Origin of the sequence: Chryseobacterium sp., from assembly GCF_022869225.1 — a bacterium.
Lineage (GTDB): Bacteria > Bacteroidota > Bacteroidia > Flavobacteriales > Weeksellaceae > Chryseobacterium.
Genome location: NZ_JALIHL010000001.1, coordinates 3,572,580 through 3,593,628 on the forward strand (window position 1 = coordinate 3,572,580; position 21,049 = coordinate 3,593,628).

Annotated in this window: 22 protein-coding genes and 1 tRNA gene; 9 read left to right on the forward strand and 14 right to left on the reverse strand. The window is 37.1% G+C overall.

Going from position 1 to position 21,049, the window contains the following annotated elements:
• Positions 1–636: 636 nt before the first annotated feature.
• On the forward strand, positions 637–1,392 hold the full coding sequence (locus MUW56_RS16715; protein WP_292014250.1) for an SDR family oxidoreductase: 756 nt from the start codon (positions 637–639) through the stop codon (positions 1,390–1,392).
• An 82-nt stretch (positions 1,393–1,474) separates the two neighbouring features.
• On the opposite strand, the gene lgt is transcribed toward MUW56_RS16715, so the two are convergent.
• Complete coding sequence (gene lgt, locus MUW56_RS16720; protein WP_292014251.1) at positions 1,475–2,311, reverse strand: prolipoprotein diacylglyceryl transferase; 837 nt, start codon at positions 2,309–2,311, stop codon at positions 1,475–1,477.
• 230 nt (positions 2,312–2,541) lie between these two features.
• Between lgt and MUW56_RS16725 the strand changes: the two genes are divergently transcribed.
• The 3 genes from MUW56_RS16725 (at position 2,542) to tssD (ending at position 4,656) form a co-directional block, all read left to right on the forward strand.
• A complete protein-coding gene (locus tag MUW56_RS16725) occupies positions 2,542–3,288 on the forward strand; it encodes a polysaccharide deacetylase family protein (protein WP_292014252.1) in 747 nt (248 codons plus the stop codon).
• 77 nt (positions 3,289–3,365) lie between these two features.
• A complete protein-coding gene (locus tag MUW56_RS16730; protein ID WP_292014253.1) occupies positions 3,366–4,061 on the forward strand; it encodes a VIT family protein in 696 nt (231 codons plus the stop codon).
• Positions 4,062–4,248: 187 nt separating this feature from the next.
• Positions 4,249–4,656 (forward strand): type VI secretion system tube protein TssD, encoded by a 408-nt coding sequence (gene tssD / locus MUW56_RS16735; protein WP_292014254.1) that lies wholly within the window; start codon positions 4,249–4,251, stop codon positions 4,654–4,656.
• A 304-nt stretch (positions 4,657–4,960) separates the two neighbouring features.
• Here tssD and MUW56_RS16740 read toward each other — a convergent pair whose 3' ends face one another.
• Both MUW56_RS16740 and MUW56_RS16745 read right to left on the reverse strand, forming a co-directional pair.
• Positions 4,961–5,155 carry a cold-shock protein gene (locus MUW56_RS16740; protein ID WP_292014255.1) on the reverse strand — a complete coding sequence of 65 codons (195 nt, stop codon included), beginning with the start codon at positions 5,153–5,155 and terminating at the stop codon, positions 4,961–4,963.
• 172 nt (positions 5,156–5,327) lie between these two features.
• A complete protein-coding gene (locus tag MUW56_RS16745) occupies positions 5,328–6,452 on the reverse strand; it encodes a DEAD/DEAH box helicase (protein WP_292014256.1) in 1,125 nt (374 codons plus the stop codon).
• Between the two features lie 435 nt (positions 6,453–6,887).
• Here MUW56_RS16745 and MUW56_RS16750 point away from each other — a divergent pair, with 435 nt between their 5' ends.
• Positions 6,888–7,835 carry a beta-1,6-N-acetylglucosaminyltransferase gene (locus MUW56_RS16750; protein ID WP_292014257.1) on the forward strand — a complete coding sequence of 316 codons (948 nt, stop codon included), beginning with the start codon at positions 6,888–6,890 and terminating at the stop codon, positions 7,833–7,835.
• A 115-nt stretch (positions 7,836–7,950) separates the two neighbouring features.
• Here MUW56_RS16750 and MUW56_RS16755 read toward each other — a convergent pair.
• Positions 7,951–8,030 (reverse strand) — tRNA-Leu (locus tag MUW56_RS16755).
• A gap of 75 nt (positions 8,031–8,105) precedes the next feature.
• A complete protein-coding gene (locus MUW56_RS16760; protein WP_292014258.1) occupies positions 8,106–8,873 on the reverse strand; it encodes an MBL fold metallo-hydrolase in 768 nt (255 codons plus the stop codon).
• A gap of 54 nt (positions 8,874–8,927) precedes the next feature.
• Here MUW56_RS16760 and MUW56_RS16765 point away from each other — a divergent pair, with 54 nt between their 5' ends.
• Entirely contained in the window at positions 8,928–10,355 is a 1,428-nt protein-coding gene (locus tag MUW56_RS16765; protein WP_292014259.1) for a TonB-dependent receptor, read from the forward strand.
• Positions 10,356–10,366: 11 nt separating this feature from the next.
• A complete protein-coding gene (locus MUW56_RS16770) occupies positions 10,367–10,816 on the forward strand; it encodes a GAF domain-containing protein (protein WP_292014260.1) in 450 nt (149 codons plus the stop codon).
• Positions 10,817–11,683: 867 nt separating this feature from the next.
• Here the strand turns inward: MUW56_RS16770 and MUW56_RS16775 are convergent.
• From MUW56_RS16775 to MUW56_RS16805, 7 genes are all read right to left on the reverse strand, one after another.
• On the reverse strand, positions 11,684–12,421 hold the full coding sequence (locus MUW56_RS16775) for an ABC transporter substrate-binding protein (RefSeq protein WP_292014261.1): 738 nt from the start codon (positions 12,419–12,421) through the stop codon (positions 11,684–11,686).
• Between the two features lie 26 nt (positions 12,422–12,447).
• A complete protein-coding gene (gene mgtE, locus MUW56_RS16780; RefSeq protein WP_292014262.1) occupies positions 12,448–13,770 on the reverse strand; it encodes a magnesium transporter in 1,323 nt (440 codons plus the stop codon).
• Positions 13,771–13,937: 167 nt separating this feature from the next.
• Complete coding sequence (locus tag MUW56_RS16785) at positions 13,938–14,105, reverse strand: hypothetical protein (RefSeq protein WP_292014263.1); 168 nt, start codon at positions 14,103–14,105, stop codon at positions 13,938–13,940.
• A 30-nt stretch (positions 14,106–14,135) separates the two neighbouring features.
• Positions 14,136–14,285, reverse strand: coding sequence for a hypothetical protein (locus MUW56_RS16790; protein WP_292014264.1), 150 nt, complete (start codon positions 14,283–14,285; stop codon positions 14,136–14,138).
• Between the two features lie 165 nt (positions 14,286–14,450).
• Entirely contained in the window at positions 14,451–14,597 is a 147-nt protein-coding gene (locus MUW56_RS16795; protein ID WP_292014265.1) for a hypothetical protein, read from the reverse strand.
• Between the two features lie 29 nt (positions 14,598–14,626).
• Positions 14,627–14,770, reverse strand: a complete 144-nt coding sequence (locus MUW56_RS16800; RefSeq protein ID WP_292014266.1) for a hypothetical protein — start codon at positions 14,768–14,770, stop codon at positions 14,627–14,629.
• Between the two features lie 264 nt (positions 14,771–15,034).
• On the reverse strand, positions 15,035–15,583 hold the full coding sequence (locus MUW56_RS16805) for a pyruvate decarboxylase (RefSeq protein WP_292014267.1): 549 nt from the start codon (positions 15,581–15,583) through the stop codon (positions 15,035–15,037).
• 173 nt (positions 15,584–15,756) lie between these two features.
• Here MUW56_RS16805 and rpsO point away from each other — a divergent pair, with 173 nt between their 5' ends.
• Entirely contained in the window at positions 15,757–16,026 is a 270-nt protein-coding gene (gene rpsO, locus MUW56_RS16810; protein WP_292014268.1) for a 30S ribosomal protein S15, read from the forward strand.
• A gap of 245 nt (positions 16,027–16,271) precedes the next feature.
• Here the strand turns inward: rpsO and MUW56_RS16815 are convergent, their stop codons facing one another.
• Together MUW56_RS16815 and MUW56_RS16820 are read right to left on the reverse strand one after the other, a co-directional pair.
• Entirely contained in the window at positions 16,272–16,628 is a 357-nt protein-coding gene (locus tag MUW56_RS16815) for a DUF4260 domain-containing protein (protein WP_292014269.1), read from the reverse strand.
• 131 nt (positions 16,629–16,759) lie between these two features.
• The gene (locus MUW56_RS16820) at positions 16,760–18,181 is read right to left on the reverse strand and encodes a sugar MFS transporter (RefSeq protein ID WP_292014270.1); all 1,422 of its coding nucleotides are present in this window, start codon (positions 18,179–18,181) and stop codon (positions 16,760–16,762) included.
• Between the two features lie 463 nt (positions 18,182–18,644).
• On the opposite strand from MUW56_RS16820, the gene MUW56_RS16825 reads away from it, so the two are divergent.
• Entirely contained in the window at positions 18,645–20,906 is a 2,262-nt protein-coding gene (locus MUW56_RS16825; protein ID WP_292014271.1) for a polyribonucleotide nucleotidyltransferase, read from the forward strand.
• The last annotated feature ends 143 nt before the right edge of the window (positions 20,907–21,049 follow it).

Sequence of the window (21,049 nt, forward strand, 5' to 3'; positions counted from 1 at the left end):
TTCCTGTCTTGGATTCTCCCAATCATACAAAGCTTTAAAATTCCGACAAGTAGTGTTCTTAGTAGAAGAATTAAAGTTAAAAGTAGGGTTGTTACAAAGCAAAGACTGAATGTTAAAATATTCGGTCAGGGCAGAAAACAAAGTAGTGACTTGATTAATAATACTGCAAAGATACAACAATAAAATGAATAATACAGTTTTAATTAATTGATTATCAGAAATAGATTATACTGTATGGATAAGAAGGATTATAATTTTAGTTCCTTTTGGGAATTAATAATAAAAAATCCCCAATAAATTGGGGATTGTGAAAAATATATTATAAAAATGAAGTGGTGTATATAATATGGGGTGTTAAGTATCAAATGCTATGCCTAAAACTCACTGTTTAAAGAAATTTGAACGGATACATTTTTACGGGAATAAAATGATTTGCTGTATCTGTCTGGTAAATAATGGGATATTTGTCCAAATATTTTTTTCAAAAACTCAAATATTTTCAACTTTATTTAAATTCCGGGCCATAGATATTGGAGCTAAAACCGATATTGGGGATATAATTTCCGAAAAGTTCACCATGTTGAGACGGTTTTAATGGTTCATCTTTGCTTCATTAACCTACTAAAAATAAAAATTATGTCAGCACAAGATGTAAAGGGAAAAGTTGTTTTAATTGCCGGCGGAGGTAAAAACCTTGGAGGCTTATTAAGCCGGGATTTTGCAGCGAAAGGAGCAAAATTGGCCATTCATTACAACAGTGAAAGCTCAAAAGCAGAAAGTGAAAAAACATTGGCGGAAGTACAGGCCTTAGGAGCGGAAGCATTTTTGTTCCAGGGAGATTTGACTAAAATAGATCATATCACGCAGTTTTTTGATGAAACCATTTCCCGATTCGGAGGAATTGATATTGCGATCAATACGGTAGGAATGGTACTGAAAAAACCATTTTCAGAAACAACAGAAGAGGAATACGATACAATGTTTAACGTTAATTCAAAATCGGCATATTTCTTTTTGCAGGAAGCCGGAAAGAAACTGAATAATAATGGGAAAATCTGTACCATTGTTACTTCTCTGCTTGCCGCTTATACCGGATTGTATTCTACCTACGCAGGAGCAAAAGCACCTGTAGAACATTTTACCAGAGCAGCTTCCAAAGAATTTGGAGGAAGAGGAATTTCTGTCACTGCTGTGGCTCCCGGCCCAATGGATACTCCCTTCTTTTATGGGCAGGAAACTGAGGATGCAGTGGCCTACCACAAGTCAGCCTCTGCATTGGGAGGGCTTACAGATATCAAAGATATAGCTCCCCTGGTTGAATTCCTGGTTACGGACGGATGGTGGATTACCGGGCAGACAATATTTGCCAACGGAGGATATACCACCCGATAAATGAAGATCATCATTTGAATAGAAACCCCCGCTGAATATTTTTTCAGCGGGGGTTGATGATATCATTAAAGAATAATAAAATCTATGACGTTTTCACTTTTCCTTTTTCCAATATGCTTTTGGCAATGAAAAACAACCCAAGCAATACAAAAGGAATACTTAAGATCTGTCCCATATTAAAGCTCATCCCATGCTCGAAGCCCACCTGATCTTCCTTGATAAATTCAATAAGAATTCTCATCATGAAAATTAACAGGATACTGATTCCAAAATAAAATCCTTTTCCTATTTTGAATATATTTTGCTTGTAGATAAAATAAACAAGAAGGAAAATGATGAAATAGGAGATGGCTTCATAAAGCTGCGCAGGATGTCTTGGAACATCGTCTACCTGCCGGAAGATAAAGGCCCATGGAAGGCTGGTGGGTGTTCCTATGATTTCAGAATTCATAAGATTGCCCCATCTGATAAAAGTTCCGCCTAAAGGAAGCACAATGGCGATAGCATCCAGAACAGTCATAAACGGTATGGAAAACTTTCGGGCATACAACAGAAGCATGATCACGAGACCAATACCGCCGCCATGGCTCGCAAGTCCTGCATAGCCTGAAAAGTGATAAGATCCATCTACTCCTTTCTGGATAGGTAGGAATATTTCAACAGGATGCTGGGAATAATAATCAAAGTCATAAAAAATACAGTGTCCCAGCCGGGCTCCCAACAAAATTCCTATAAAAGCATATGAAAATAAAGCCTCATGCGCCTGTGCACTTAAATTTTCTTTTTTATAAATGCTTTTTAAAATATTGAGGCATAAAATAAGTCCTGTAAGAAATAACAGGCCGTAATATTTCACAGGGAATCCGGAAATATTGAAGATCTCAGGATTGACATTCCAGTCGATGTATAATTGATTCATAGGGAGCAAAGATAAGGGAAATGTTATTATGGACAGAATAAGGGGAATCAGAAATGCAGGCAGGGGGTTTATGCCGTCTGATTCTTCTTTTTATTTCCGGCAGATTCATAAAGAATGGAGGGATAGCATCTCAAAAAAAATTACTGAAAGATCACCATGATACTCAATAATCGATCTTAGCTACCCATAAATAAGATGATCCTTGCTATCTTTGTGATAAACTGATCATTATGAATGCACTTTTTAAGGCTTTTGCAGGAACTCTTTTAGTACTGGGTAATTCTTTCTATTCGCAGAAGACAGCGGTATCCGTATCTGATCAATGTTATATTTACCTTACTTTTGATGACGGTCCGCTCAACGGAAGTGAGAATATCAATGATATAATTTTGGAAGAAAAAATCAAGATCAGCGTTTTCATGGTGGGAGAGCATGTCATGAAAGACAAACAGATGGATACCTACGCGAAGTATTATGACCAGAATCCCTACATTGATGAATATAATCACAGTTTTTCTCATGCCAATGACCACTATGAAGCATTTTATAATAATGTTGAAAAATCGGTCAAGGATGTTGAATATAATCAGACTTTGCTGAAATTGCCCTATAAGATTGTGCGGCTTCCTGGACGTAATATCTGGCGTTTGGGAGACCGGTCAAAAAATGACGTGGCCAATGGCATACAGACTGCAGATCAGCTGGCAGCTCTCGGCTATAAAATTGTAGGGTGGGATATTGAATGGCAGCACCGTCCTGCTGACGGAACCCCGATACAAACAGTCAGCGAGATGTATGCAAGTGTTCAGAAACTTTGTACCTCAGACAAAACCTTTACAAAAAATAATGTGGTGATGCTGATCCATGATGAAATGTTTCAAAAAAGCTGGGAGGAATCCGAACTGAAACAGCTGATTGATCTGCTAAGAGCAAACCCCAATTATATTTTTGAGCAGATGAGGTTTTATCCGCAATAAAATCTGTATAATTTAAAATGATTCTCAAATAAACATTTTATACCTTTCATTACAATATCAACACAGAAATATTTACTATGCATCATCAGTTGGAAAAACATTATGTAAACAGGGTAGGCTGGCTCCGGGCAGCTGTTTTAGGAGCTAATGACGGATTATTATCCACCACAAGTATTGTCATCGGGGTAGCGGCTGCAGAACCCGAACGGCATATTATTATCCTCGCTGCATTGGCTGGGATGATTGCAGGAGCAATGTCTATGGCTGCCGGTGAATATGTGTCTGTAAGTTCACAGGAAGATACAGAAAAGGCGGACTTAATGCGTGAAAAGCGTGAGCTGGAAGAAATGCCGGAAGTAGAACTCAGAGAACTGGCTAAAGTCTACGAAAAAAGAGGGTGTACCAAAGAAACCGCTATGCAGGTGGCTATTGAACTTACGGAATATGATGCCCTGGGTGCCCATGCCCGTGACGAGTTGGGGATCAATGAAATCACACAGGCAAAACCATTACATGCTGCTGTAGCATCATTTGGTTCATTCGCGGTAGGTGCATTACTGCCCTTTATTGTTTCTTTATTGGCTCCTATTAAACAGATGATTTACTTTCAGTATGGATTTTCTATCATATTCCTGATGCTTTTAGGGGCTGTTTCGGCGAAAATAGGAGGCTCCAGTATTAAAATTGCTGTACTCAGGATTTGTTTTTGGGGAACGGTAGCGATGGGAATTACCGCATTGGTAGGGCGGTTTTTTGGAGTGAATGTAGCGTAGCCTGCTTTTTTATCAAGGGTAAGTTTTTGATTTACAGCAGGTATTTTGCCTAACAACTGTTAGTCGTAGAAGTACGACACTTTTCAATATTTACTCTTAAATATTATTTTAATCCTTTAAATACTTCTAAATTTGGTGATATAACCAACAACAAGTCACAAAATATTAACGATTAAAATTTACCATCATGGCAGAAAGAAATTCAAGAGGAATTCTAAAATTCAACAACGGTGAAGGACAAAAGCTATTAAAATTAAATTACAGTGTGTCCCGTGCTACAGACGTATCAGGAAGAGTGGCATCCGATCCTTCCAATGCGCTTATTAAAATTACAGTGGAAGCTACAGAAAAATCTGATATTCTGGAAAGTCTTCTTAACGGGAAGTACAAACCGACTGTAGGTGAGGTGACCTTTAATAAATCTCACGAAGAAGGAACATTAACAACATTAAAATGGACTAACGGCTATGTCATCCAGCATGAAGTAGATTTTGATGCAGTAGATGAGAATAGTATGTATATCAGCTTTATTATCAGTGCAGAGCAGATAGAATTAGGTAACTCTTCTTACGACGGAGGCTGGCCTACCCCATAAGAATACTACCATCATATAAAGCAGGACAGCGTCTGGGTAATAAGAAGCTGTCCTGCTTTTTGCATGCCGTAATATGGACAGAAGCTGCAATATATGATAAAAAAACCTCTTGCTTGATGCAAGAGGTTCATGAACATCATATAAATAGTGTATTTATATCAATATTCGTTCAAACAATATATCCAGATCTGCAAAGAGATGTATGGATTTTAAAAATTGTAAAAAAATATAATTTCTTAGAATTGGGTTGCCAATAGAATTGCTTTCTTTTTCGAAACCAATCTATCTGCAAATACTATTTACATTATGCTAATTTTACATTAATAGCGTTTAAACCCTTTTCACCTTTTTGTACATCAAAAGTTACTTTATCATTTTCACGGATAGATCTTGAAGCTAATCCTGAAGAATGTACAAATATATCTTTACTCCCATCTGCAGGAGAAATGAATCCGAAGCCTTTTGCTTCATTGAAAAATTTTACTGTGCCTTGTTGCATTGTAATTATTATTAAAAATTGTTATTATTATATTAATAGGTACTGGTTACTGAAAACCTCTCCCTGGTTTTTTTCAAAAGACACCGTATTCCGTTTTATGAATTTGGATACTGGATATTTTGAAAAAATTATTTCTTGTTTCTTAAACTTACAGCATTCTGAATGTAATCTTTCATGAATGTTTGATAGGTTTCACTACGGGAATCATACGTCCTATCAGCTTTTGAATATTCTTCAAATCAGAAAGTTCATCATCATCACAAAATGAAATAGCAGTTCCCTGTGCACCGGCTCTTCCGGTTCTTCCGATCCGATGGACGTAAGTTTCAGGAATATTAGGCAGTTCATAATTGACCACATGCGGCAGTTCATCTATATCAATTCCCCTTGCGGCAAGATCAGTAGCCACTAAAACTCGGATTTTATTATTTTTAAAATCATCCAATGCTTTTTGTCTTGCTGCCTGAGATTTGTTTCCGTGGATAGCGGCTGCATCAATTCCTGTACTTTCCAATTGTCTGGCAAGTTCATTTGCACCATGCTTCGTGCGGGTAAAAACCAGCGAACGTAAAATGGATTCATCCTGGAGTACACTGATCAGCAAGTCCACTTTATCTCTTTTTTCAACAAAATATACTGATTGCTGAATGGTTTGTGCCGTTGATGATACCGGAGTAATAGTAATCTCTTCAGGATTGTTTAATATGGTGTCTGCAAATTTCCTTATCACTGCCGGCATGGTTGCGGAGAAGAATAATGTCTGTCTCTTTTGAGGAATCCTTTTCAGCACATTTTTTACATCATTGATAAATCCAAGGTCAAGCATTCTGTCTGCTTCATCCAGTACAAATATTTCAATTTTAGAAAGATCAATATGTCTTTCGGCGACTAAATCCAGCAGCCTTCCGGGAGTTGCCACCAGAATATCCACTCTTTTTCTTAGAGCAGCAAGCTGGCTTCCTGCTGAAACTCCACCAAAAATCGAAAGTTGTGATAATGGCAGATACTTACTGTAGACTTTAAAGCTCTCTTCAATTTGTATTGCCAATTCCCGTGTTGGAGTGAGTATTAACGTCCGTATTTCGTTATGATCAGGGGTATGTTTTTTCAGTAATTGCAGAATAGGCATAGCGAATGCAGCTGTTTTTCCTGTTCCCGTCTGTGCGCATCCTATAATGTCTTTTCCTGCTAAAATATGGGGAATGGCAGTATACTGTATTTCCGTAGGTTTAGAATATCCTGCTTCTGTAACAGCACGTATGATTGGATTGATTAAATTTAAATTTTTAAAACTCATTGTAAAATTTCCCGGGTTCCCTGTATTTTGGTATATTTATAAAGGATAAATAAAGGAAGAATGCTCTTTTCTATTCATCATTTTATTTGCTTTAACTATCGCAATAACATATTTACACTGAAATATGATTGATGAGCCTGCAATGACGTATCGCTCCTACTGTAAAATAGGACTTTTAAAACCCTACATTTTTAAAAAATGATTCTAAGGTTAAAAATTGGGCAGCTGAAAAAGCAAAACTGGAAAAGAAAATTGTGATTTTAAACTATTACAGAATAGCAAAGGCAGAAACCTATTTTATTAATGCTCTGCAAATGTACAATAAAATAATGGAATACTGGCTTGTTTAATTGATTGATTATCAAAAATATATTCGTAGCTTTCGCACATAACTGAATTGTTTGCTTGGCGCGGATGATTTTTAGCTCCAACCTTATGCAAACTCCCTTCCCTATTACTGATCCGCATTCCAAGACCCTGGAATCCCATTCTGCACCCCATGTAAGAATTGCCTATTTTATTATGGTACACCATAAATTTGAGGTATTCAAAGCCATGTTTCAGAAAATTTATACAAGAGATCAGTTCTATCTGATCCATATTGACCGGAAAGCCAGCATAGAAATAACGGAAGAAATCCAATTGTATGCAGTGCAATTTCCCAATGTGTATCTTCTGGAAAGCATGAATATTGTCTCAGGGGGATTCAGTATGATCCAGGCAGAACTTGATGCCATGGAATTCATGCTTAATGTAAGCCTTGAATGGGATTATTTCATTAATTTAAGCGGTGAAGATTACCCTCTCAAATCACAAAATATCATCCGGAAGTTTCTTACGGTCAATAACGGGAGAAACTATCTTTTCTACTATGACCAGAAGTTTTACAGGCCTGACACCCTTCAAAGAATACAAAATCATTTTACCGAATTATCTTACAAGATCTCCTCATTTATTTATAAAAGAGAATTCATGAAAGGAGTAACCCCTTATATTGGTGAAAAGTGGTTCATTCTTACCAGAGAAACCTGTCTGTTTATGACCAATAACAAAAAAGTGATGGATTTTGAAGACTATTATCTTCACACCTTTTTACCGGCTGAATCATTTTTTCAGACAGTTCTTATGAATACATCTTTTAATGACATTATTGTGAATGATGATAAAAGAGCCATTATCGGGAAAACTTTTTTTAACAGAAAACAATACGTCAATACCTTAATTGAATTTCTTAAATCCAGCAATCATCTTTTTATCAGAAAAGTAAATCATAAAACAGATGAAAGTATCCTGAACTATATCAGTGAAAGCTATGACCTTGCTTTGCCGGATATTGATGAAGTGGAGCGGGAACTTAAAATAAACACCTGGCAAAATAATTGACCTGTATACGCAGATAAACTCCATTATTTTCTGATCTGAAATAAAAATGAATTATTTGTTTACTGCTATTCAAAATAAAAACCTCTGAAAATCAAAAGATTTCAGAGGTTTTTTGTACCCAGGACCGGGATCGAACCGGTACTCCTAAGAACTGGTGTTTGAGACCAGCGCGTCTACCAATTCCGCCACCTGGGCTTGATGTTTGTTTCAAATTGGTGTGCAAATATAGAAACTTTTTTCAATGTTCAAAAGCTTTTTGAAGAAAAAAAATTAAAAATTTATTTCCAAACCATCGTAGGCAAGGTGAATTCCGGCTGGAAGCAGCTTATCTTCAACGTCATGCAGCCCCAAATGATGGCTGATATGAGTTAAAAATAATTTTTTAGGGGTAAGCTCTTCAAACAGCTTGATTACATCCGGGAGGATAAAATGGGCAGGATGTGGATCAAATTTCCTGATACAGTTTAAAATCAGGACATCCAAATTCTTGAGTTTTTCCTTTTCCTTATCCGAAATAAAACCGGCATCCGTAATATAGGCCAGGTTGTTGAACTTATATCCAAACACAGTAATTTTATAATGAATGACTTCAACAGGGGTGATTTCCGTGTCCAAAACAGTGAACGGTTTATTTTCAATCTCATGAAGATCGAAAGCAGGAGCTCCCGGATATCTTACATCTGCAAATGCATAAGGAAAACGTTTCTTGATTTCATGGGCCACTCTTGAATAACAGTAGAGTGGAACATCTTTTCCGCTTTTAAAAATTAACGGACGCATATCATCAAGCCCGATCACATGATCGTTATGTTCATGGGTAATCAAGGCAATATCTACGTTGTGTTCGTGATTGAGAAGCATCTGCTGTCTGAAATCCGGACCGCAGTCTACCAGTATTTTTTTATTTTCCTCCGTAGTAATCATTACGGAAGAGCGAAAACGTTTGTCTTTGGGATTTTCGGAAGTACACACTTCACATGTACAGCCTATAACGGGCACACCTTGGGAAGTACCGGTTCCTAAAAATTTCAACTTCATTTTGTTTTGAGGTTGGTTTAATTTTGGTAAATTTACAAAAAATTTCACGTCCTAATGTATCAGAAACTAACTCCTAAACAAAAAGCATTAACAATTAATCTAGATCCTACTATTTATGGTACTTTCGCAGAAATTGGAGCAGGGCAGGAGACTGTTCGTCACTTTTTTAGAGCAGGGGGAGCTTCCGGTACGATTGCTAAAGCCATGTCTGCTTACGACAAAGATTTTAGTGATGCTATCTACGGAAAAGAGGTAAAAAACAGGTATGTTACCCAAAACAGACTTCGTAAAATGCTCCGTTATGAAGTGGCATTGATTGAAGAAAGAATTTCAAGGGATAATAATCCGGATAGAAAATTCTTTTCGTATGCCAATACAGTAACCACTATTAACTTTGACAAGACAGTAAAGGGCCATGGCTGGGTAGGAATCCGTTTTCAGACCAAAGAAAATGAAGATTACAATGAAATTGTTATTCACGTAAAGTTTAAAGAAAATGATGCTACCTTACAACAGGAAACTTTAGGAAACCTGGGGGTAAACCTTATTTTCGGAGCTTTTAATTACTATGATAACCCGAGAACACTGGTAGAATCCTTATACGATGATGTAGCAAAAGACAACCTGGAAATTGATATGATTGATTTCAGCGGACCTGCTTTTTCCTATGTTGACAATAGGCTGATGTCATTGCAACTTGTGAAACACGGAATGACCGATGCGGTGATCTTCAACTCTCAGGGGAACAATATGCTTCCTGCAGATGTATTGTACAAAAAAAATATTTTTGCGGTAAGAGGAAGTTTCAGACCGGTTACGAAAGTGAATATTGATATGCTTAAGAACGGTATGGATATGTTTTTCAAAGATGCGATCTGTACCCATGAAGAAACTGAGGTTCTTATAGAAATTACGATTTCCAATCTTAGAGCAGACGGGGATATAGATGAAAGGGATTTTCTGGATAGGGTGGATATTTTGGGAAAACTGGGATATACCGTTATTATTTCAAACTTCTCAGAATATTACAGGCTGATCGATTATTTTGCATCTTATACCGGTGGAAATATCGGAGTGGCAATGGGTGTAAACAACCTGTTAATGGTATTCGATGAGAAATACTATAAAAACTTATCAGGGGGAATCCTGGAAGCTTTCGGTAAATTTTTCCGAAACGGGATGAGAGTCTATCTATACCCTTATAAAGATCCTGAAACCCATATGCTATTGGATTCTTCGAACCTTAAAGTGGAGGAAAATCTGAAAGAGTTATATAAATATTTCAAACACAACAACCGTATTGTAGATATTACCAATTATAACCCTGAGTTTTTGGAAATCTATTCAAGAGAAATATTAAGGAAAATAGCATGTTGTGTGAAAGGCTGGGAAACTCAGGTTCAGGAAGGCGTTGCAGAAATGATCAAAGAGCGTGGAATGTTTGGCTATAAAGAAGAACTTTCCCTAAAACAATTCTCTTAAAAATAAATAAAATGTCAGAATTAAAGAAAAGGCTTTCCTCAATTCTTGAAAGTCCTAAACATAATACAGAAGAAAAACTTCAGAAAGTTTGCCACCTTTTGGACCAGGAGATCTCTTATTTCAACTGGACAGGATTCTATTTTAAAAATGGAGATAAGGAAGAGCTGATCCTGGGCCCCTACGTAGGAGCTCCTACCGATCATACCATCATTCCTTATGGAAAAGGGATTTGCGGGCAGGTTGCCGTTTCCAACGAGACTTTCGTTGTTCCGGATGTACATGAAGAAAGCAATTACTTAAGCTGCTCCATCGATACAAAAGCAGAAATTGTGGTTCCGATCTTCAAAGACGGAAAAAACATCGGGCAGATTGATATTGACTCTCATACGATAGATCCTTTCACAGCCGAAGACAGAGAGCTGTTGGAATGGCTTTGTAACGAAGTTTCTAAGATTTTGTAATTAAAATCTTGTGATCATAAACATAAGCTCCGGTATTTTGCCGGAGTTTTTTTATGGATTGATCTGATGCGCTTAGAGCTTTACTAAATAAAAATCTTTGATTTTTAAAACTTAAGTGTTCTTCTCAACATTTTGTATGATACCTTAAAAAACTCAAGTGTTTTAAACCTTTTGTGACTTTTGTGGTTAGAACTTTTTACCCAGTCGGATTACTCAGATCAGACAGATTTAAATAATATACTAAATAAAAATCTTTGATTTTTAAAACTTAGGTATTCTTCTCAACAGTCTGTATGAAAACTTAAAAAACTTAAGTGTTTAAAAACTTTTGTGACTTTGTGGTTTAGAATTATTCCCCAGTCGGATTAAACAGATCATACAGATTTAAATAATATACTAAATAAAAATCTTTGATTTTTAAAACTTAAGTGTTCTTCTCAACAGTCTGTATAAAAACTTAAAAAACTTAAGTGTTTAAAAACTTTTGTGACTTTTGTGGTTAGAACTTTTACCCAGTCAGATTACTCAGATCATACAGATTTAAATAATATACTAAATAAAAATCTTTGATTTTTAAAACTAATGTGTTCTTCTCAACAGTCTGTATGAAAACTTAAAAAACTTAAGTGTTTAAAAACTTTTGTGACTTTGTGGTTTAGAATTATTCCCCAGTCGGATTACTCAGATCAGACAGATTTAAATAATATACTAAATAAAAATCTTTGATTTTTTTAAAACTTAGGTTTTCTTCTCAACAGTCTGTATGAAAACTTAAAAAACTTAAGTGTTTAAAAACTTTTGTGACTTTTGTGGTTTAGAATTATTCCCCAGTCGGATTAATCCCCTTTTCAATTGGTGTAATCAAAATCAGAGCTTCATCAAGTGGATCTCAGCCAGTAATTCTTTAAAGTAATTTTCACATTTTGCAATGTGGGTACCGTACCAGGAAAATGCTTCACCATCCACGATGATCATCTTTTTATCTGGATAAAATTCTCTTAATTCTTCAATATGTTTTTCTCTAAATGGAAAAGGTTCCGAAGAAAGCATAACCACCTCAGCATCTGCCAGATCTTCAGTTTGAATTTCAGGATAACGGGTTTGGTTTTTGAAGATATTCTCAAAACCTATTTCCGATAGAATCCGGTGAATAAAAGTGTCATTGCCAATAGTCATATAGGGATTTTTCCAGATAAGGTAGGCTGCCTTTACAGGAGTTTCAAGCTTTGCCTGATTGAGGATATCATAGATCTTCAGATTGAAAAACTGTGCTCTATCTTCTTTACCCAGCAATATTCCGAGGGTTTTAAGAAGATAATAATTGTCTTCAATGGTTTCTACATGAGTCACGATCACTTTGAAATCATCCATCAGGGCTTCTACCTGTTCTTTATTATTTTCTTCTTTATTGGCCAGGATAAGATCGGGTTGTAAAGCTTTGATTTTATCAATATTGATGTTTTTTGTGCCGCCAATCACCGCTACGTTCTTTATTTTATCCTGTGGGTGAATACAGAATTTTGTTCTGCCCACAATTTCATTTTCAGTAAGTCCAAGGTCAAATAAAGCCTCAGTGATAGAGGGTACGAGAGAAACGATTTTCATATTGGCATGTTAGATGATGCCTAAAATTACAAAAGTTTTCCGGTTAAGAAAAGTCCGGCTACCGTAAAATAAATAATAAGTCCCGTAACGTCTACTAATGTTGCTACAAAAGGAGCAGAAGAAGTAGCGGGATCCAGGTTTAATTTCTTTAAGACAAAAGGGATCATAGAACCTGATAAGGTTCCCCATAATACAATGGCAATCAGGGATATGGAAACGCTTAATCCTACGTATACCCAGTATTGTCCATAATCGAAAAGCCCGATCTGTTGCCACAGCATAATCCTGATAAACCCGATCGCTCCCAATATCGCTCCCAGACATATTCCGGAAATAATTTCTTTCCGCATGACATACCACCAGTCTTTCAATCCGATTTCCTGAAGGGCCATCGCACGAATAATAAGGGTGGCTGCCTGGGATCCGGAATTTCCCCCACTGGATATAATCAAAGGAACGAATAAGGCAAGGACTACTGCTTTTTCAATTTCTTTATCAAAATACCCCATTGCTGAAGCGGTAAGCATTTCTGAAACGAAAAGAATAATTAACCAGGTTGCCCTTTTTTTGATCATTTCTGTCCATGAGGTCTGGGTGTAGGGAAGATCCAAAGCTTCCAATCCCCCGAACTTCTGGATATCTTCTGTATTCTGCTGTTCAATTTGATCAAGAATATCATCAATTGTTACAATTCCTACCAGGACACCGGCTTCCGTAATGATGGGAAGGGCACCGCGGTCATACTTTTCAAAATAGGTTACCGCATCCTCTTTTGAGGTTGTAGTGGTAATCGCCACAAAATGATTGTCGGTGATATCCGAAACCAAAGTGTCTTCTTCTTCCAGCAGCAAAGTTCCGATCGCAAGGTCATCAATGAGACGGTTTCTTTCATCCACTACATACAGGTAGTTCATGGTTTCCACCTTTCTTCCTACTTTTTTGATTTGCTGAAGACATCTTTTTACGGTCCATTCTTTACGGATCTGAATATAATAGGGAGTCATCAGACGGGCAATAGAGTCTGAATTGTAGCCTAACAGCTTCAGTGCAATCCTTCTTTCCTGTGGATTAAGGTGATTGATCGAATACTTGATAAGTTCGTCCGGGAAGTCCTCGAAAAGAGCTGTTCTGTCATCCGGAGTCATGGCATTCAGAATCTCAGAAACTTCGTCGCTTCCGATACTTCTGATGGTATCTTCCTGGAAATCAGGGTCAAGGTGGGAAAAAACTTCTGCTTTATACTCTTTCGGAACTTTCAAAAACGCGAGCAGCCTCTCGTCAGCAGGAAGTTCGCTGAGAGTTTCGGCAATATCGGCAGGATTGAAGATAAGTTCGTCTCTAGAGTTCAAAACGTGAAATTTTTGGATATGCAAAAATAATTCAAATTTTTAAGACTATGCAACAAACTGGCAAAATTAAGGATTAATTAAAGTTTGGTGTCTCAGTATAAGAACGAAAAACATCCGCCGAAACGGATGTTCAAAAAATTAAATTTTAAATTCCAATATCCTTATTATTAGGAAAGTGGTTCACATTCCGGAGTAGGAGAGAACATGCACATTCCGCCTGTACAGCATTGAAACGGATCACATTGTGAGCTTTCACTGCACTTTTTGATGATTCCGCTGCCTTTGATCTCTCTTTGTTCTTGTCTGCTCAGCTTTTTTAAATATTGAGTTTTCATGGTGACGCGTTTTAAATAGTAATGCTTGGTTTATTCTTCCATACAGATATATTCCATACAAACACCTTTACAGCATGATCCGAAAGTGCATGGGCTGGTTTCACTACAAGATTTGATCGGACCGCCGGCACCCTTGATTTGTTTTGCTGACTCTCTGCTGAGTTTCTTTAGATTTTTCATATAATTTAGATTTTAATGTGTAACTAAAATAATAATATTTTTTCAATTATTCCTTATATGGTGAAAATATTTTATTGAAAATCAATATTTGCATTAATTATTTTCTTAATAGCCATAAAAAAGCACCTGCTGAAAAACAAGTGCCTGAGTCTATTGTTATTGGAATTAATCCAACATACAAGGGTTTAATACGCATACATTTTGGCAGCATGCGCCACCTGGACATTCAAAGGAATAATTACATCTTTTAATGATTCCGCTTCCTTTGATTTCTTTTTGCTCTTCTCTGCTGAGTTTCTTTAAATTTTTCATAGTATTCAATTGTTAATAAGATAGATTTTTTAAAATTCCATACAGATGAATGGTGAACAGATACCATTACAGCACCATCCTACAGTACACGGCCTTTGCTCGCTGCATCTTTCAATAGCTCCGCCGTTGATCTGCTTTGATGCTTCTCTGCTGAGTTTCTTTAGATTTTTCATATGATTTAGATTTTAATGTTTCACTAAAATAATAAATAATTTTCAATTATTCATCTATTAGTGAAAATATTTTACTGTAAATCAAGGTATTAATGTTAATATTATTCTTTTTGAATAAAAAAAGACATCTGTGAAGAACAGATGTCAGAATATATTTTCACGTTGAGTCTTATTGGAATAATGAGCCGGCAAAGCATGGATCCGTTGGGGATTCACAATAGTTCTGGCAGTGATGAAAGGCGGAATCCTGAACAGGTATTTTCCTTATAATTCTGCTTCCGTAGGTTTCAGCTTTCTCAGTTTTTTAATAATCCCTTTTATGGCGCCTTCCGTACCTATTTTCACAGAATTTACTGTAGAGCCCAGCAGGCGCATATTTTTTCGGTAGGTGTCATGGTCTGTTTCTGTAAGCAGATTTCCATCAGCTCCAAACAGCTTCATGCTTATGACAACCTGGTTGGAGAAAACATATTTTCCGAAGCCTACCTTGAAATATCTTACTTTGGAAACAATGGCAAAATCAGCATCATTATTTACGCAGTAATCCACAATGGTCTGCTTGTCTATGCTGTCAAAAGGAACCTGAAGCTCCGCTCTGAGCATTTTATTTCTCCTTCCGCTGAAATTATCAGATACGGCATCAAAGAATGCATTGTTGGTCGGCTCTTTGATTTCATCAATATCGGGCTCTACCTCAGGATTGAAGTAGAGAACTTTTTTTATTCTGTCATCAGCATTTTTCTGTGCTTTTACCGAAGTAATGCCGATCAATAAAAAAGAAGCAACTGCTGTAAAAAATATAATTTTTCTCATTTGTAATCCGAATGCAAAATTACTGCCTTTTCCTTGGATTGCATCAAATTTATTAAGAATTTTTTAACATTTTTTTCTATCAAATTTGATTTATGAAATCAATAATGTTTGCAGAATCAAAAAATAGTCGTAATTTTGCACCCGTTACATAATAATCATTAAACAATATTGGAATGTACTTAACAACAGAAAAAAAGCAGGAAATTTTCGCAAAACACGGAAAATCTGCACAAGACACAGGAAGTGCTGAAGGACAAATTGCTCTTTTCACTTTCAGAATCAACCACCTTTCAGCTCACTTAAAGAGCAATCATAAAGATTTCAACACTGAAAAATCTTTGGTTAAATTGGTAGGTAAAAGAAAAAGATTACTAGATTACCTTAAAAATAAAAATATCGAAAGATATAGAGCGATCATCGCTGAACTAGGTTTAAGAAAATAATCTATAAGATTCTCAACATAAAGCAACTTCGAAAGAGGTTGCTTTTTTTTACCCCTTAGTGTACTATCTCAAAACAGAAGGTCATATTTAAAAAAACACTTAAGTCATTTTTGAAAATTGGAAATTTTCAATACGATAAATTCCAGAAAATATCCTGCTTTCTTTGAGGAAAAATTCAGGGTGAAACCGAAGATTTGAAGGAAGGGCCTGTAAACAGTTTGCTATTATAATCTTGCTGGTTTCAATCATTTTTCTTTTCCGATTTTACCCAAATGAGTATTCTGAAAGCTGTCAGGATACTTCAATCCATAGCCCAATATCCTGTCAAAGGCAGAATGCGCAAATAAAATGGCCCCGGCCATCTGAAGATAAGGAAGGGCTAGTGCCGTTCCGGCAAGATAAACGATGACGGCTGCTCCAAGATGATGGAACAGATTGTAGAAAAATGCTCCCAATTTATTATTCACCGTATATCCCAGCATGGAAATATCAGGAGCAAGGAAAAGCCCAACGAACCACCACCAGGAATATCCTGTCTGTGCAAAAGCAAATATACCCAGTGCTAAAAATGCTGCATACTCAAGTTGTAATTGTATTTTCATCGAAATAAACAGTTGTGATTATATGATAAGATAGGTCATTTTTTCACGACAAAAGTTACACCCTTAAAGGGTAAAAAAAATAAAAGCGAAACACTTTAAAGTATTCCGCTTTATATGATCAATTGATTTGTTTAATGTCCTGATTTGGCTTCAGTACTTTCTACATGTCCCAGGTATTTGGTGCAATAGGCCCCGAAAATAAGGATCACCAGATAGCAGAATACCGGAATAATAAAGGAATGCTGTACTCCAAACTGGTCTGCAAGATACCCCTGAAAAATGGGAACGATAGCCCCTCCCAAAATAGCCATTACCACCAGTGAAGATCCCTGGCTGGTATATTTTCCTAATCCTGAAATTGCCAGTGTGTAAATATTGGAGAACATAATGGAATTGAAAATCCCGATTCCCAGAATACTGTACATGGCCAGTTCACCATGGTTGACCATAGCAGAAATAAGTAAGGCAACATTGATCGCGGCGAAAATTGATAATGTTCTCGCCGGAGCTGCTTTACCAATAAAGAAAGCTATAAAATTGAGGACGATGAATACCAGGAAAAAGCTGATCTGTGCAAAGCTAAGATTGACAATACTGAAAATAACAAGAAAAACAGCTGCAGCTGCTCCCAGCATATATACGGCCTTTTTACCCTGGCTTAACGACTGGTTTAAAGAAATTGCTCCCAGAAAACGTCCGATCATCGCCCCGCCCCAATACAGTGACAGGTAATTCTTACTGATGATTTCATTGAAGCCCATAATTTGAGGCTGTTCTAAAAAGCTGATGATAAAACTTCCCACCGCAACTTCTCCGCCTACATAACAGAACATAGCGAAAACACCAAATTTTAGATGGCTGAATTGCAAAGCTCCCCAGCCTTTCACTATTTCTTCTTCCTCCATTTGAAATGATGGAAGTTTTACTCTTGAAATCAGTAAAGCAACCAGCAAAAGAATTCCTGCAAAAATCAAATAGGGAATCCGGGTGGCTACCGCACTGAATGATCCGTCCGGAGCTGAGAAAAACTCAAAGATCAGGTGTCCTCCCAATACCGGAGCAATCGTTGTTCCGAATGCGTTGAATGCCTGGGTCATATTTAAACGGCTGGAAGCGGACTCTTCACTTCCCAATAAGGAAACGTAAGCGTTGGCGGTGATCTGTAATACCGTAAAACCTAACCCCAAAATAAATAGAGCCCCTAAAAATAAAGGATAATAAGAAAAAGTGGCTGCCGGATAAAATAAGATGCAGCCGAAAGCGGCCAGAAAAATTCCAAACAGAATCCCTTTTTTATACCCCGCTTTATTGATGGGATCTCCTTTGGAAATAGAGATCAGAAAATAAATCAGTGATCCAATAAAATAAGCTCCGAAAAAACAGAACTGTACCAGCATGGATTCAAAAAAAGTGAGATTGAAAAGTTGTTTCAGATAGGGGATCAGGATGTCATTCATACAGGTAATGAATCCCCACATAAAAAAAAGCAGGGTGATGGTAATCAACGGAACCGTGTAATTCCTGCTTTGTAGCTTTACTTCTTTAGTGTTCATAATCATTTATTTAATAGAGAAAGAGCTTGCAGTACCTCTGTCTCGGTATCAGATTTTCCTAATTTTTTGTCTGCCGCATTACATGTTGTGAAGCACGGCAAATATAGGTATCCCCCTATGGTTTTGCAATGTTTTTGTAGATTTTTATCATAATAGGGATACTTTTTATTTCTTAAAAATATTATTTTCTTTTTTTGGGACAATAATACAAAAACACCTTCATTTTTTAATGTATTTTTTTATAAAAACATTTTTTTATTTTCACAAATAGTGAATAAGTTTCATATTATGATAAGAATTTTTGAATCTTTCTTCAAACTGCTGGGTGAAATTTTGTAATTTGATACCTTATTTATACAAGTGAAAATTTAATATATCATTATTATATAGTACCTTTGCAAACGAAAATTTAAAGAGTTTAAATATTAATCATACTCAATACGGAGTATAAAGAAGAAAATTTATGAGTATACCTCAAGCGTTTATAGAAACGATTACCCTTGCAGACGGCAGGGAAATCACTATTGAAACGGGGAAGCTGGCTAAGCAGGCTGACGGATCTGTAGTGGTTAAAAGCGGCGGAACAATGCTTTTAGCAACTGTTGTAGCCAATAGAGAAGCAAATCCTGGAGTAGACTTTTTACCATTAACGGTAGATTACAGAGAAAAGTTTTATGCAGGTGGAAGAATTCCTGGAAATTTCTTCCGTAGAGAAGCAAAGCCATCTGATGATGAAGTGCTTACAATGAGATTGGTAGACAGAGTATTGCGTCCGCTTTTCCCTGAAGATTTCCATGCGGAAGTGCAGGTGATGATCTCATTGATTTCTTATGATAAAGAAGTAATGCCTGAAGCATTAGCCGGTTTGGCAGCTTCTGCAGCGATTGCGATTACAGATATTCCTTTCAACGGACCAATGTCTGAAGCAAGAGTCGTAAGAATTGACGGACAATTATCCGTGAATCCAAGCCACGAAAACTTATTAAAATCAGATATTGACATTATGGTTGGAGCTACGAAAGACTCCATCGTAATGGTAGAAGGAGAAATGAAAGAGATCTCTGAGCAGGAAATGTTAGAAGCGATCAATTTCGCTCACGTAGAGATCAAAAAACAGATCGAAGCTCAGGAAAGATTGGCTGCGAAAGTAGGTAAAGCTTTCCCTAAGAGAGAATACAGCCACGAAGAGCATGACGAAGAGATTCGTGAAAAAGTATGGAAAGAGTGCTATGATAAAGTATATGAAGTAGCAAAAACTCCATCCAATAAAGAAGAAAGAGGCGAGAAATTCAAAGCCGTTCTTGAAGAATTTTTAGCTCAGTATGCTGAAAACGAAGAAGAGCTGGCAAGAGTAACTCCTTTCGTAAAAGTATATTACCATGACGTAGAGAAAGAAGCAATGCGTCAGATGATCCTTGAAGATAATATCCGTCTTGATGGCCGTGATCCTCAGACGATCCGTCCGATCTGGTCAGAAGTTGATTATCTTCCCGGAGCACACGGTTCAGCAGTCTTTACAAGAGGGGAAACCCAGTCTTTGACAGCAGTAACTTTAGGTTCTGTGAAAGATGCGAATATGATCGACAGCGTAATTACGCAGCACGACGAAAGATTCTTCTTACATTATAATTTCCCTCCATTCTCAACGGGTGAAGCAAGACCTTTAAGAGGAACTTCAAGAAGAGAAGTAGGACACGGAAACCTGGCTCAAAGAGCTTTAACAGCGGTAATTCCAGCGGAAAATCCATATACCATCAGAATAGTTTCCGATATCTTAGAATCAAACGGTTCTTCTTCAATGGCAACAGTTTGCGCAGGAACATTGGCGTTAATGGATGCCGGGGTACAGATTACAAAACCTGTTTCCGGTATCGCTATGGGATTGATCACTGACGCAAAATCAGGTAAATTTACGGTACTTTCCGATATCTTGGGAGATGAAGATCACCTTGGAGATATGGACTTCAAAGTAACAGGTACTGAAGACGGTATTACAGCATGTCAGATGGATATTAAAATCCAGGGACTTTCTATGGACATCATGGAAAAAGCTTTGATGCAGGCTAAAGACGGAAGATTACACATCCTTAACAAAATCACTGAAACGATTGCTCAGCCAAGAGCAGACGTGAAACCTCACGCTCCGAAGATGGTGGTAATGGAGATCTCTAAAGACTTCATTGGTGCTGTAATCGGACCTGGTGGAAAAATTATCCAACAATTACAGAAAGATACAGACACGGTTATCGCGATCGAAGAAATCGGGGAAATCGGACGTATCGAGATTGCAGGAACAGACCGAGAAAAGATCAATGCGGCTATTGCTAAGATCAATGAAATTACTTTCGTACCGGTTGTAGGTGAAGTTTACAAAGGTAAAGTAGTAAAAGTAATGGATTTCGGAGCTTTCGTAGCTATTGCTAAGGGAACTGAAGGCCTTCTTCACATTTCTGAAATTGAATGGGCTCGTTTAGACAAAGTTCCTTATGCTGAAGGGGATGAGGTAGAAGTTAAATTTATGGGTTATGATGACCGTAAGAAAATGAAGCTTTCCCGTAAAGTTCTTTTACCAAGACCTCCAAGACCGGAAGGGAAACCAAGACCGGAAGGACAAGGAAGACCTGAGGGCCAAGGACGACCGGAAGGAAGACCAAGACCAGAAGGACAAGGCAGACCGCAAGGTGAGGCACCTGTGGAAAACCAGACTCCTTCAACAGAAGCTTAAGATATTTCTTAGATATAAAAAGATCCCTCAATTTTGAGGGATCTTTTGTTTTGTATAGGCATTGTTATACGCAAATAGTGATAATGTATGCTGCAAATTTTTAAGGAGCAAGAAAATCGAAGATTTACAGCAAATAGGCTGTA